This window comes from Christensenella sp. KGMB01412, from assembly GCF_055522415.1.
On sequence record NZ_JBVFVW010000003.1, the window covers coordinates 95,642 to 109,458 of the forward strand.

Genomic DNA, 13,817 nt, shown 5'->3' on the forward strand with positions numbered 1-13,817 from the left:
TCAGATAAAGAAAGAACGAAGCGCCGGCGCGCCGCGCCGGCCCAAGGAGGTAGGTTCCACAATGGATATCAATGAAATCATAAAACAGGTTACCGAACAGGTTTGTGCAAAATACTATAGCCAGCCTTCCGGCGCAGAGCAGGGCGATTACTCCCCGGCATCGCTGGCAAAATATATCGATCATACACTTTTGAAGCAGCAGGCTTCTTTGGACGACATCCGTAAGGTGTGCGACGAAGCGAAGAAATACCACTTTGCAAGCGTGTGCGTCAATCCGTCCTATATTAAGTTCGTAGCGGATTATCTTGAAGGCAGCGGCGTAACGCCGTGCTGTGTTATTGCCTTCCCACTGGGGGCAAGCACGCCGGAGGCCAAGGCAAACGAGGCGCTTGACGCGGCAAACAACGGCGCGAAGGAAGTAGATATGGTGATCAACGTCGGCGCAATCAAATCCGGCGACTGGATGCTCGTAAAACGCGACATCGAGGGCGTTGTTATGGCGACGCGGGGCCGTGCAATCGTAAAGGTAATCATTGAGACATGCCTGCTTACAGATGAAGAAAAGGTAAAGGCGTGTGCGGTGAGCAAGCTTGCGGGGGCGCATTTTGTAAAAACGTCCACGGGCTTCTCTACAGGCGGCGCGACAGCTGAGGATGTGAAGCTGATGAGGGAAACGGTTGGCCCGGAAATCGGCGTAAAGGCCTCTGGCGGCGTGAAAACGTACGACGACGCAGTGAAGATGATCAAAGCGGGAGCAAGCAGGCTTGGAACGAGCTCGGGCGCGGCGATTGTGAGCGGCGGCGGTACGGGACATGAATGCGTAAACTGCGGCGCGTGCAAAAAGACCTGCCCGACAGGAAACGCAACGATTGTAAAGAACTGCTATTGAGCCATTTGTTGAACAAAGAAGAATTATAATTGTTCCAGATAATATGAAACGGTAAATGGCTTTTGGGGAAAAGCCATTTACCGGACAGCAAGGTGGGGAAAATGTCAAAGTCATATTTTATGGGCCTTGATTTTGGTACGCAGGGAGTCAGATGCGGCGTTACCGACGAGCAGGGCAACATTCTGAATTACAGTGAAAAAAAGTATCAAACAACATATCCGAAACCTGGCTGGGCAGAGCAATCTCCGGCTGATTGGGTGGAGAAGATGGAGCAAAGCATCGGCGAATGCTACGACAAGCTTGGAGCGGAAATTTTTTCCGGCATCAAGGCAATGGCGGTTTGCACAACCTCTTCCACAGTCATTCCAATGAGCGATGAGGACGAATACCTTTCAGATGCGATTTTGTGGATGGATAACCGTTCCGTAGAGCAGGCAAGGCGGATCAACGCCTCAGGGCACGCGCTTTTGAAGCACTGCGGCAAGGAAGTGTCTGTGGAATGGATCGTTCCCAAGATGATGTGGCTCAAGGAAAACAGGCCTGACGTCTACGAAAAAGCCGAGAGGATTGTAGAGCAGCAGGATTATATCAACCATCATTTTACCGGGCGGTGGTGCGCGTCGGTCAGCCAGGCTACCTGCAAATCGAATTTTGTGGAGGAAGCGGGCGGCTACGATAAAAGCTTCTTTGAGGCGATCGGTTTTCCGGATTTTTTTGAAAAAGCGGATACGGACGTTTTGAGGCAGGCGCAGCCGGTCGGTGCGATAAAGGATGAGATCGCGGACAAATACCACCTGAGCCGCGGAATAATTGTCTATCAGGGCGGCGTGGACGCACATGTCAACATGATTGGCCTTGGGGTTGTGAATCCCGGCGAAACGGGCGTGGTGATGGGCAGCAGTTTTGTACATCTTTCGCTGACAGACCAGGAAATTTTTAAGGACGGTATCTGGGGGCCTTATAAGGATGCGATTATACCGGACATGTATTGCATGGAGGGTGGACAGGTGTCCGCAGGTTCGATCACAAAGTGGTTTTTGAACGAATTTGGCGTCGGCGGGGAAAATCCCTACGGAACCATGGCGGAAGAAGCCGCGAAGATTCCGGCAGGAAGCGAAGGCGTGGTCGCGCTGGACTTTTTCCAGGGGAACCGCACGCCGTACAAGGATCCGGTGGCAAAAGGTATTTTCTATGGGATTACGCTGAGCCACACGCGCGCGCACCTCTATCGCGCGATTCTTGAAAGCGTTGCCTATGGCACGCGTAACATTGTGGAATCGATGGAATCAGAGGAAAACAAAATCAATCGTTTGCGCGGATGCGGCGGCGTGGTGTTCAATCCGCTGTGGCTGCAAATCATTGCAGACGTAACAGGAAAGCCGATTGTACTCACCGAGCAGTCGGGAAACGCGGGCGTACTGGGATGCGCTGTGATCGCGGCGGTTGGAAGCGGAGAATATGAAAGCTTCCCGCAGGCGTGCGAGCATATGGTTCACGTGACAAAGGTCGTGGAACCGGATGAGCAGGCTCACGAGGCTTACAGCGGGAATTACCGGAAATATCTTGATTTATACAAATGCACAAAACATTTAAACGAAATTTGAGGGCAGGCATGATCGCAATTTGTCAAAAGGCTGGTAACAGGCTTTTGGTATAAATTGCATATGCAAGCGATTTATCGTAAGTTTTGCATAACCTGCATTCAGTTAAATTGCTGCAGAGGGAGAAATTTTACAATGAGAAGACCGATTATAGCGGGAAACTGGAAAATGAATAAAACGCCGTCGGAGACGATCAAACTGATCAGCGAGCTGAAGCCGCTCGTAGCAGGCGCGAATGCCCAGGTAGTGGTTTGTCCGACGTCCGTATGCCTGTTTGCCGCAAAGGGTGCGGCGGAAGGCTCTAATATAGCGATTGGCGCGCAAAATGTGTTTTTTGAGGATGCAGGGGCCTATACGGGTGAAATCAGCTGCGATTCCCTGCTCGAGCTGGGCGTGGAATTTGTGATTATCGGGCACTCCGAACGCCGCCAGTATTTTGCGGAGACAGATGAAACGGTCAATAAGAAGGTGCTCAAAGCGTTACAAAAAGGTCTGAAACCCATCATATGTGTGGGAGAGCACCTGAAAGAGAAGGAGCACGGGATCACAAACGAGATCGTTCGGATGCAGACGAAGCTCGCGCTTGAGGGCGTACTTGCAAACGATATCGAAAACATTGTGATCGCGTACGAGCCTGTTTGGGCAATCGGCACGGGGCTGACGGCTACAAGCCAGGAAGCAAACAACACGATTCGTGAAATACGCAAAGCCGTGGGTGAGTTGTATGGAGAAAAAGCCGAGGATATCCGTATCCAGTATGGCGGCAGCATGAACGCGGGCAACGCGTCGGAGCTGATGGGAATGAGCGATATAGACGGCGGCCTCATTGGCGGCGCAAGCCTGAAGGCCGCAGATTTTGCAAAAGTAGTCAATTATTGAAAAAAGACCGAAATCGTAGACTTTTTTGGTCGGCAAAAAAGGCATAATAAAAACGCCTTTTCAGGCGTTTCAGGTTGAAAATCAGCTCGACCAAAAAAGTCTACATTATTCTGGCAGCAAGCTGTGCTGTGTAGGTACTGTATGGCAGGTAAAAACGGATTTGTATTGTGGAACGATTGCGGTTTATCAAATGTTTGCGCAAGCAACATTTGCCAAAAACTGCTATGCAGCGTACATTATGATATTTGCGCTATGCGCTGTATTTTATTGATTAGCTGTAAGACAAGTAGAAATTAGGAGGTGGCACGAATGTCTGAACCGATCCTTGAGATGAAACAGATCAATAAAGGATTTCCGGGTGTGCAGGCTTTGAGCGATGTTGACTTTACGGTAGACAGAGGTGAAGTCCATTGCCTGATTGGGGCAAACGGTGCAGGAAAATCGACGCTGATGAAAATCCTTGCCGGAGCATATCCAAAAGACAGCGGAACTGTAACGTTCGACGGAGTCGAACTCAAAAACGGAAATACGCTGGATGCGAAGAAGAACGGTATATCGGTTATTTACCAGGAGCTTTCTCTGGTAAATGAACTTTCAGTAACGGAAAACATACTGATCAACAATATGCCGCGTAAATTCGGGAAAATAGACTGGAAGGAATCCAACCGGATTGCACAGCGGCTCGTGGACCAGTTAAACCTCAATATTGACGTCCACGCAAAAGCGGGAGACCTCAGTATTGGTTCCCGCCAACTGGTGGAGCTGATGAAGTGCCTTGCGTGTGATTCCAAGCTGATTGTTATGGACGAACCGTCGGCGACGCTTTCCCAAAGCGAGTTCGACACGCTCATGAAGACCATTGCGGACCTCAAAGAAAAGGGAATGACGATTGTTTATATTTCCCACAGGTTGGAGGAGTTGTTTATCGTGGGAGACCGCGTGACAATCCTCAAGGATGGAAAAAATGTTGCGGTATGCGAGCTTGCGGGTATCAACCAGGACCAGCTCGTGGAATATATGATCGGGCATAAGATAGAAGCGCGCAGGTATGAAAGCACTACGGAAAACGACAACGAAGTCGTTCTGGAAACAAAGAATTTCAATAACAAGAACCTGGATAATGTATCCCTGAAGCTCCACAAAGGGGAAATTATCGGAATGTACGGATTGGTTGGCGCCGGACGGACCGAATTTCTGCGGGCGATCTATGGCGCGGATAAAATTGATTCCGGCGAGCTGTTTATCCATGGCGAATCCCATAAACCAAAGGATCCGCGCACTTCAATCAAAAACGGCATCGGGATGTTGCCGGAAAACCGGAAAATGCAGGGCCTGGTGCTCGATCTCCCCGTATGGGAAAACATGATTATGGTTGCAGCAAAAGATTTCGTAGGCAAGGGCATACTGAATTATAAGAAGGTCACAAAGGAATGCCAGGCCTACATCGACAGCCTTTCGATCAAAACGCCCAGCGAAAAGACGCCTACAGTATCCCTTTCAGGCGGGAACCAGCAAAAGGTAATCCTCGCAAAGTGGCTGCTGCAGAATTCGGACATCCTTCTGGTGGACGAGCCTACACAGGGCATTGACGTAGGGGTGAAGGACGAGATTTATAAGATATTAAGGCAAGCCGCAGAAGACGGACATTCCATCATTATCGCATCGAGCGAGCTTGAGGAGCTGGTCGGCGTGTGCGACCGCATCATAGCGATGCACCATGGTAAAATAGTCGCCGACTTTGGAAAAGATGATTTAGATGAAGTAGCTATTCTGCAGTATGCAGTGGCGGGGAGGTAGTTTTATGGAATCAGTACAGAAACAAGGTATGACGTTTAAACAATTTTTGAAAAGGTACAGTACGCTGCTGCTGCTGATCGTTTTCATTATTCTGGCTACGTGCCTTTCACAGAACTTCTTTACGCTGGGGAATCTTTCGAACATTCTGCTGTCCTATGCGGCTCCGGGCATCATAGCAATCGGCATGACGTTCGTCATATTGACAGGAGGCGTAGACCTTTCAGTTGGCTCGGTTGCGGCCCTTTCCGCTATGGTCTCGGCAATGTGCCTCGTACAGGGCGTTCCTGTATTTGTGGCAGTGCTGGTCGGCGTGTTTGTTGGTGCGGTGCTTGGTACGGTAACGGGGCTCATCGTTACCTTTGCCCGGCTTGAGCCGTTTATCTGCTCGCTTGCCACAATGGTTTCTGCCCGTGGACTGGCAATGCTGGCTACGGACGGTAAGGTTATTTCAGGCCTGAAAAGCCTCGCGGGTGGCGAAGCGTTTTGCTACCTTGGGGGCGGCTCGATTGATCTTGGATTTATGAGGCTTCCGATTGCGGGGCTTACGTGGATCGCGATCACAATTATTGCGGCGCTGATCCTCAAATACACAATTTTCGGAAGAGGCGTATACGCAATCGGCGGCAATCGTGAAGCGGCAATCCTTTCAGGCGTTCGCGTAAAATTATTTGGTACGCTCGTGTGGACGATCTCTGGCGCGCTTGCCGGTTATGCGGGTATCATGACAATTTCGTGGCTCACAACGGCCCAGCCGACAATCATGGACGGCGCAGAGCTTGACGCAATCGCAGCGGCGGTTATCGGCGGAACGTCGATGACAGGCGGTAAAGGAGGTATGATCGGCACCTTTGCCGGTGTAATCCTGCTGGCAATTATTACGAACATTTTCAACCTGCTGGGGCTGCAGTCTTACTGGCAACAGATATTCAAAGGCATCATCATAGTGGCGGCGCTGCTGCTGAACCTGTTTGTATCAAAGCAGGAAGATTAACGACGAATCAAAGCTTGCCGTGCGAAGTGTACGGCGCGATATAAAAAAGACATAGGAGGAATTAAAAATGTCGAAAAAAATTTTGGTAGTGTTTGCTGTTATCCTGACAGTCGCTATGCTGGCAGTCGGATGTAGTGGCCAGCCTGCGGCATCCACATCCCCGTCCGCTGAGGCATCAGCTTCTGTAGAGGCATCTGCGGCGGCATCGGAAAGCGCAGAGGCGAGCACACCCGCTTCCGGCGACAAAATCAAGATCGGTTTCTCTCAGGCTACAATGGCAGGCCCGTTCTATGTATCGGAAGTAGACGCTGCAAAAGCGGCTGCTGAAGCTGCAGGCGTAGAACTCGTTGTTGCCGATGCAAACGAAGATGTTGCAAAGCAGAACCAGGACGTGCTCGACATGATCCAGTCCGGCATCCAGGTATTGATCCTCAACGCGGTTGATCCGGATGGCGTGGCTCCTTCCCTCGAAGCGTGCAAGAATGCAGGAATCCCGATCGTAACGGAAGACCGTTTCGTAAATGGCGATGTTGACTGCGTCGTAGGACGTGACAACCAGGAAATGGGTAAACTCGTCGGCGAGCAGATCGTTGAAGCACTGGGCGGAAAAGGCCAGGCAAAAGGTAAAGTCCTTGAAGTAATGGGCAGCGGCGGAGACCGCGTGCAGGAAGCACGCAGCGCTGGTTTCCACGAAGCTGTAGACGCTGAACCGGGTATCACGGTTGTTCAGACTCCTTACTGCGACTATGACCGTTCCAAAGCTGCAACGGCTACACAGGACATGATCCAGTCCAATCCTGACATCGACGTAGTTTATGGCCATAACGACGACATGGGCCTGGGCGCGCTGGGCGTATGCCTCGACAACGGTATGGATAACGTTCTTGGCAGCGGCGTTGACGGACTGATGGAAGCAGTACAGTCTATCATCGATGGAAAATACATTGCAACAGCTGCAAACGATCCGCAGAAGATGGGCCAGGTTGCTCTTGAGCAGGCTCTGAAAATTGCTAAGGGCGAAACAGTGGAAGCAAACGTTGACTGCGGTACGGTTCTCGTAAACAAAGACAATGCAAACGATTACTATGACGACAGCATTATGTTCGTTCATCAGGCAGACTAATCAAACTTTGGCAGTTGGCAACCGCCTACTTTGGTAGGTTACAATACCAATAAGGAAAAGGCCCGGCGCATATGCGCCGGGCCTTTTTCCTTTGCTCAATATCAGTCCTCTACAATCGCGATCACACTGACAGGACAGCTTTGTTCCGCTTCAAACGCCGCGTCTTTGTTTTCATCAGTCACCTCGGCATAAGCTTCGGCTTTTCCGTCGTCATCCATTCGAAAAACCTCGGGACATACGCTCTCGCACAACGCGCAGCCGATGCAACCGTCTTTATCTACTGTGGCTGTCATAACGCATCCCCTTCTTTCACTGGAAATACAACGACCAGAAACATTTTGAACTGCTCGGGAGCAAAAACAGCGTGCGGGTGCTTTGCCGGCATTACAATCGCTTCGCCTGCCTGTAAAGAGTGCTTCTGCCCGTCGATCGTAACTTCGCCAGTTCCTTCGAGTGCGATTACAAGCGCGTCGCCCTGTGATTCATGTGTACTGATTTCCTCCCCCTTGTCAAAAGCAAACAGGGTAAGGCTCACATAAGGGTTTTGCGCGAGCGTTTTGCTTGTGACCTGCCCGGGAAGATAACCGACCTGGTCTGCAAATGACAGCGCCGCCTCAAATTCAATATTTTTCAAAAGCTGTTTCATAGTGTCGTTTCCTTTCTTTACTCTCTTTTTATTTTATAATCTTCCTGCGGGGAATGAAACATAAATTTCTCAATAAGCAGCAGAAAAGCTGCGAGAATTTTGTTTGAAATCAGTGCCATTCTGTTATATATTAATAAGTGAATTTACCAAAGGGGGGTAATTTGTATGGCCACGGAAAATAAAATAATTTGTAATTGTAAACAGGTGTCTCTCGCTGATATTGAGTACGCCCTGCGCCATTCCAAAAACATGAGCGACGTGGAGTCCGCGTTTGCAGACGTACAGGAACAGACGCATTGCTCAACCGGATGCGGAAAATGCCATGATAACATCATGGACGTGATATCCGATATGATCTACGAGATCATCTGAATTATGAAAAATGATTTTCAGCAGGAGCCTTTGGCTCCTGCTTTTTTATACTGGTTTGCCATTTTTGGCATATGCAATCTTTTTATTTTTTATGCTTCCCAAGATACCTGTCTTCTTCGCTGAAAATACAACCGCAGTATTTCTGCATATAAATACCAAGTTCGCGCGCGGTTTGCTGGCCCTGCCTGAAATATGGGCGGAAGTCACGGTAAATAAAACGAATCCCGTTTTGCCCGGCCGCCTTTTCACCGGTTTCACAAATCAGTTCATGGTTTTGGTATGGGCTGATGAGCAGGGTGGTAGAAAATCCGTCATATCCGTTTTCTGCGGCATAACGGGCCGTGGCTCCAAGACGGGTATCGTAGCAATAATTGCAGCGATGGTCTATGTCGGAGGAAACGGCCTCAACAAAAGGGCGAAGCCCGTAGTGATCCTGTAAAAGCAGCCCGGCGCCAATCTCTTCTGCATAACCGATCATGGCGTCCCTGCGGGAACGGTACTCCGTAACGGGATGAATATTGGGATTATACCAAAAAAGCGTTGGCTCCAATCCCTCTTCGCGGAGGGCTTCAATACATTTGATCGAACAGGGAGCACAACAAACATGAAGCAATAATTTCATACAATTCCCCTTTCACAAGTCATCTAATATAATATTCAGTATAAAGAAAAGCAAAGCATGTGGCAAGTGAAATCGTCTGTGGCTGCCGCTGGTTTACCCGCTGTAGCGGGACTGTTTGACAATTCTTTTGACACGTATATTTTGTCCGTTGGTAGTACGCTTGCACTATGATAGTATTTCGTGCCTTTGCGGGCAAAATCATCTGGCAGGAGGTTATTATAAGTTAAGACTCGTTGCAATCGAAGTCAAATAATTTGTTGACAGGAAAAAGAAAAAGGTTTATATTGTTAGCATAGCAACTATTTGCGTGCTAACTTATTGGGGAGGGTTGAAAATGAATGACACAAGACCGAAAACGGTTGGGATGGAAATCAAGAAGCTTTCGCATCTTATTATGCGGGAAATTTCAAAAATGTCAAAGGATATGCCAATTCCGAGTCCCCCAACAGAGATGCAGGTGCGCGTGGTTGATTACCTGTTAAGGGCCGGCGGACAGGAAGTTGTGCAAAAGGATCTGGAGGAAGCATTTACCATCCGTAAATCCACAGTATCCCGCCTGCTTGATTCGCTGGAACAAAAGGGAATTGTCAAACGGCTCCCAGTATCCGGCGATGCGCGGCTCAAACGGCTTGTCATAGCAGATGAGGCGCTTGAGAATCATACCAGAATGATGAAAAAAGCGGCTGAAATGGAAAACAGGATGCTTGAAGGCGTAACGGAAGAGGAAAGGGAAACATTCTTCCGCGTGATTGACAAAATTAAAGATAATCTAAAATAAAGCCGTCTCTTTACAGGGTGGCTTTAAAAATAATCATATAGTTAGCGTGCTTACAGTAAGCATCGTAACGAATGAAAGGACAAATTATGCTAAAGATACTGAGATATTTGAAAAAGGAAGAATGGGCGATGATTGGCGTCAGCCTTGCGTTCATCGTGCTGCAGGTATATTTGGATCTGTTGCTGCCCGACTTCATGAATAACATCACCACGCTCATTCAGTCCGGTACGGCAACAGTGAATGCGTTGCTGACCGAGGGCGCCCGAATGCTGCTCTGTGCGTTGGGAAGCGTAGGAACATCCTTTGTCGTCGGATTTTTTGCGGCTAAGGTGGCAGCAGGTCTTTCGAGGACACTTCGTGAGTTGCAGTTTGATAAGACGCTTTCGTTTTCTATGGAAGAAATCAACAAGTTCTCCACAGCCAGCCTGATCACCCGCTCCACCAATGATATCACGCAGATACAGACACTGGTGGCGATGGGATTGCAGGCAATCATTAAGGCTCCTATCCTTGCCGTATGGGCGATCATCAAGATTGCAGGCAAAAGCTGGCAATGGACGGCTGCCACGGGCCTCGCTGTTATCGCGCTTATGATTGTGATTGCAGTTGTCATCATCTTTGCCGTGCCAAAGTTCAAAAAAGTACAGAAGCAGACGGATAAAATCAATCAGGTGACGCGTGAAAACCTGACCGGCCTGCGCGTAGTGCGGGCATATAATGCTGAAGGTTATCAGGAAGAAAAATTTGAACAGGCAAACGAGGAACTCACAAAAACAAACCTGTTCACCAACCGGATCATGGCTTTGTTGTCGCCGACCATGACGCTCGTTATGTCAGGATTAACCCTTGCAGTTTACTGGATTGGAGCCTATCTGATCGGTGGCGCGGGGGGCTCGCAACAAATGGTATTGTTTTCAGATATGGTAGTATTCTCATCTTATGCGATGCAGGTCGTGATGGCGTTTATGTTGCTGACAATGATCTTTATCCTGCTGCCGCGCGCCAGCGTTGCCGCCGGACGCATCTGCGACGTATTGGAGACAGGTCTTTCCATACAGGACGGGAGGCTGACAGACGGGCTCGACGGCATTACAGGCACTGTGGAATTTAAAAACGTCAGCTTTCGCTATCCGGACGCCAAGGGCACAGTTTTGGAGAAAATCAGCTTCACTGCCAAAAAGGGCGAGACAGTAGCCTTTATCGGCGCGACGGGAAGCGGTAAATCCACTCTGGTACAAATGATTCCACGTTTTTACGACGCAACATCCGGTGAGGTGCTTGTGGATGGACGCAACGTAAAAGAGTACAACCAGGAAGCGCTGCACAATAAGATCGGTTATGTTTCGCAACAGGCTACAATGTTCAGCGGCACAATACGCTCCAATGTAGCTTATGGAGATAACGGAAAACCGCCGGCTTCGGACCAGGCGGTTAAGGAAGCGGTGCGCGAAGCACAGGCAACAGAATTTGTGGAAAAAGCAGACGGCGGATACAATGCTGCTGTTTCGCAGGGGGGTACAAACCTTTCCGGTGGTCAAAAACAGCGGCTATCTATTGCACGTGCGCTGTGCAAAAATCCGGAAATCCTCATTTTCGACGACAGTTTTTCCGCACTGGACTACAAGACCGATAAAAAGCTGCGCAAAACGTTGAATCAAAAAACGGCCGACACGACCAAGATTATCGTGGCCCAACGCATTGGCACGATCAAAGATGCCGACACCATCATTGTGCTTGATGAGGGAAAGATCGTGGGGATGGGCAAACATAAGGAATTACTGAAAAATTGTCCCGTTTATCAGGAGATCGCCCATTCACAGCTTAGCGAGGAGGAACTTACATATGCCTAATAACGAATATAAGATTGGCAGCCAACATAAGACTGAACACAAAGGGCCGGGGATCGGCGGGGGACCGGGGATGTCGGTAGGCTCCGGCGAAAAAGCCAAAAATTTTGGGAAAACATGGGGCAAGCTTATTGCATATTGCAAGCCTTACCTGCCTGCCATCATCGTCGCGCTGTTGCTGGCGTGCGTCGGCTCCGTTTTCAATATTATCGGGCCGAGCAAGCTGAGCGAGATCACAGATCTCATCACGGCGGGTATGGGGGGCGGAGCCATAGACCTTGGCGCAATCACCGGTGTGGGGCTTACACTTGTCGCATTGTACCTAATGGGCTACGCATTCAATTACATTCAGGGCTTTATCATGGCGACTATGACGCAAAAGGTTTCCAAGAGACTGCGGACGGATATCTCGAAAAAGATCAACCGCGTACCTTTAAGTTATTTTGATAAGACGAGCTATGGCGATGTGCTCTCCCGCGTGACCAACGATGTGGATACCATTGGCCAGACGCTCAATCAAAGCATCGGTATGCTGGTGACATCCATCACGATGTTCGTCGGCTCTTTTATCATGATGCTTACGATCAACGTACTTATGACGGTAGCGGCGGTTGTCGCCGTGGTGATTGGGTTTGTTCTGATGCTTGTGATCATTTCGCACTCTCAGAAGCACTTCAACCGCCAGCAAAAAGCGCTTGGTAAAATGAACGGACATGTCGAGGAGGTTTACGCCGGGCATTCGGTTGTAAAAGCATACAATGGAGAAAAGGATGAGAAAAAAACATTTGATCAAATCAACAAAGATTTGTATCAAAGCGCGTGGAAATCCCAGTTTATGTCCGGTATGATGATGCCCATCATGACGTTTATTGGAAATCTTGGCTATGTTGCGGTGTGCGTTGTGGGCGCGATCCTTGCCATTAATGGCTCCATTACATTTGGTGTGATCGTAGCGTTTATGGTGTATATACGCCTGTTTACACAGCCGCTTTCGCAGATTGCGCAAGCAGCTACAACCCTGCAATCCACAGCTGCTGCAGGCGAGCGCGTGTTCGAATTTCTGGAAGAAAGGGAACTCGAGGATGAAAGCGGAAAAACACAGGTTTTAAAAAATATAGAAGGGAACGTTACATTTAAAAACGTTCAGTTTGGCTATACCAAAAACAAGACGATCATAAAAAATTTCTCCGTAGATGTAAAGGCCGGACAGAAGGTGGCAATCGTGGGGCCTACCGGCGCCGGAAAGACTACCATGGTAAACCTGCTCATGCGTTTTTATGAGATTGGGGATGGACAGATCAAGGTTGACGGCGTACCCATTGATTCGCTGACGCGCGAAAATGTGCACGATATGTTTTGCATGGTGCTTCAGGACACATGGTTGTTTGAGGGGACGATAAAAGAAAATATCATCTATAATAAAGAAGGCGTAACAGACGAGCAGGTTGTAAATGCCTGCAAAGCTGCGGGAGTTCACAAATTTATTACCTCGCTGCCACATGGTTATGATACGATCCTGAACGACAAGGCCAATCTTTCCGCGGGGCAAAAACAACTGATTACCATTGCGCGCGCCATGGTGGATGACGCTCCCATGCTCATCTTGGACGAGGCGACAAGCTCAGTCGATACGCGTACTGAGATCATGATCCAGCGGGCTATGGATAAACTGATGGACGGACGCACTACCTTTGTGATCGCGCACAGGCTGTCTACCATCAAGAATTCCAATTTGATCCTGACGATGTGCGACGGCGATATTGTCGAAGCAGGTACGCATGAGGAATTGCTTGCCTTAGACGGCGTTTACGCAGAGCTTTACAACAGCCAATTTGAAAATAACGCTGCGTAAATAGAGAAAAGACGTAAACACGGTTACCATAAAATAAAACAGCCTGTATCATTTGATACAGGCTGTTTTTGTTGACAAAAACAATTCAGTTTAAAGCTATTTATGATCAGAAAAAGAAAGAATGTTGATGTCAGATCAGTGTCAGGATATGGCGTGTAGACGGCAGGAAAATAACAATCTGCCGCTCTACTTGGTGTGTAACTACATTATCAAGTACAAAAGACTATACAAAAATAGGAATCAGATGGCGCAAGCCACCTTTTTGTTTATATAGAGGGGCTAAAAGATGGGTATATTTGGCGTGTGTTTAATAAAATAAAAAAGCCTCGTTCCCACAACGCATTAGTATCTTCCGCATCTCTTAATGACAGAAAATCAGCACTTTTGAATCGATTCAAATAACGCTGAAACTTTTCATGA

13 protein-coding genes are annotated in these 13,817 nt (G+C 48.8%); 10 read left to right on the top strand and 3 right to left on the bottom strand.

All coding sequences use genetic code 11. From position 1 onward, the window contains the following. The first annotated feature begins 61 nt into the window (after positions 1 to 61). The 6 genes from deoC (at position 62) to ACS5WU_RS06005 (ending at position 7,280) form a co-directional block, all read left to right on the top strand. Entirely contained in the window at positions 62 to 889 is an 828-nt protein-coding gene (deoC, locus tag ACS5WU_RS05980) for a deoxyribose-phosphate aldolase (RefSeq protein ID WP_082103602.1), read from the top strand. A 101-nt stretch (positions 890 to 990) separates the two neighbouring features. Then, the gene (locus ACS5WU_RS05985; protein WP_302760385.1) at positions 991 to 2,493 is read left to right on the top strand and encodes an FGGY-family carbohydrate kinase; all 1,503 of its coding nucleotides are present in this window, start codon (positions 991 to 993) and stop codon (positions 2,491 to 2,493) included. 132 nt (positions 2,494 to 2,625) lie between these two features. Beyond that, complete coding sequence (tpiA, locus tag ACS5WU_RS05990; protein WP_059108969.1) at positions 2,626 to 3,369, top strand: triose-phosphate isomerase; 744 nt, start codon at positions 2,626 to 2,628, stop codon at positions 3,367 to 3,369. Positions 3,370 to 3,678: 309 nt separating this feature from the next. Next, complete coding sequence (locus ACS5WU_RS05995) at positions 3,679 to 5,166, top strand: sugar ABC transporter ATP-binding protein (RefSeq protein ID WP_302760384.1); 1,488 nt, start codon at positions 3,679 to 3,681, stop codon at positions 5,164 to 5,166. Between the two features lie 4 nt (positions 5,167 to 5,170). After that, positions 5,171 to 6,157: an ABC transporter permease gene (locus tag ACS5WU_RS06000; protein ID WP_046444803.1), complete on the top strand. Its 987-nt coding sequence runs from the start codon at positions 5,171 to 5,173 to the stop codon at positions 6,155 to 6,157. A 67-nt stretch (positions 6,158 to 6,224) separates the two neighbouring features. Further along, positions 6,225 to 7,280: a substrate-binding domain-containing protein gene (locus tag ACS5WU_RS06005; protein ID WP_082674811.1), complete on the top strand. Its 1,056-nt coding sequence runs from the start codon at positions 6,225 to 6,227 to the stop codon at positions 7,278 to 7,280. A gap of 101 nt (positions 7,281 to 7,381) precedes the next feature. Here ACS5WU_RS06005 and ACS5WU_RS06010 read toward each other — a convergent pair whose 3' ends face one another. Both ACS5WU_RS06010 and ACS5WU_RS06015 read right to left on the bottom strand, forming a co-directional pair. Continuing rightward, the gene (locus tag ACS5WU_RS06010) at positions 7,382 to 7,573 is read right to left on the bottom strand and encodes a ferredoxin (protein WP_059108972.1); all 192 of its coding nucleotides are present in this window, start codon (positions 7,571 to 7,573) and stop codon (positions 7,382 to 7,384) included. After that, a complete protein-coding gene (locus ACS5WU_RS06015; protein WP_302760383.1) occupies positions 7,570 to 7,926 on the bottom strand; it encodes a cupin domain-containing protein in 357 nt (118 codons plus the stop codon). The genes ACS5WU_RS06010 and ACS5WU_RS06015 overlap by 4 nt, the downstream gene beginning before the upstream one ends. Positions 7,927 to 8,091: 165 nt before the next feature. Between ACS5WU_RS06015 and ACS5WU_RS06020 the strand changes: the two genes are divergently transcribed. Next, entirely contained in the window at positions 8,092 to 8,298 is a 207-nt protein-coding gene (locus tag ACS5WU_RS06020; protein ID WP_046444812.1) for a (2Fe-2S)-binding protein, read from the top strand. 82 nt (positions 8,299 to 8,380) lie between these two features. Here ACS5WU_RS06020 and ACS5WU_RS06025 read toward each other — a convergent pair whose 3' ends face one another. Further along, positions 8,381 to 8,920 (bottom strand): epoxyqueuosine reductase QueH, encoded by a 540-nt coding sequence (locus tag ACS5WU_RS06025; RefSeq protein ID WP_046444813.1) that lies wholly within the window; start codon positions 8,918 to 8,920, stop codon positions 8,381 to 8,383. Between the two features lie 334 nt (positions 8,921 to 9,254). Between ACS5WU_RS06025 and ACS5WU_RS06030 the strand changes: the two genes are divergently transcribed. The 3 genes from ACS5WU_RS06030 (at position 9,255) to ACS5WU_RS06040 (ending at position 13,397) form a co-directional block, all read left to right on the top strand. Continuing rightward, positions 9,255 to 9,698, top strand: a complete 444-nt coding sequence (locus ACS5WU_RS06030; RefSeq protein ID WP_046444814.1) for a MarR family winged helix-turn-helix transcriptional regulator — start codon at positions 9,255 to 9,257, stop codon at positions 9,696 to 9,698. Positions 9,699 to 9,784: 86 nt separating this feature from the next. After that, on the top strand, positions 9,785 to 11,548 hold the full coding sequence (locus tag ACS5WU_RS06035; RefSeq protein ID WP_302760382.1) for an ABC transporter ATP-binding protein: 1,764 nt from the start codon (positions 9,785 to 9,787) through the stop codon (positions 11,546 to 11,548). Then, complete coding sequence (locus ACS5WU_RS06040) at positions 11,541 to 13,397, top strand: ABC transporter ATP-binding protein (protein ID WP_302760381.1); 1,857 nt, start codon at positions 11,541 to 11,543, stop codon at positions 13,395 to 13,397. Before ACS5WU_RS06035 ends, ACS5WU_RS06040 begins: the two co-directional genes overlap by 8 nt. Positions 13,398 to 13,817: the final 420 nt, after the last annotated feature.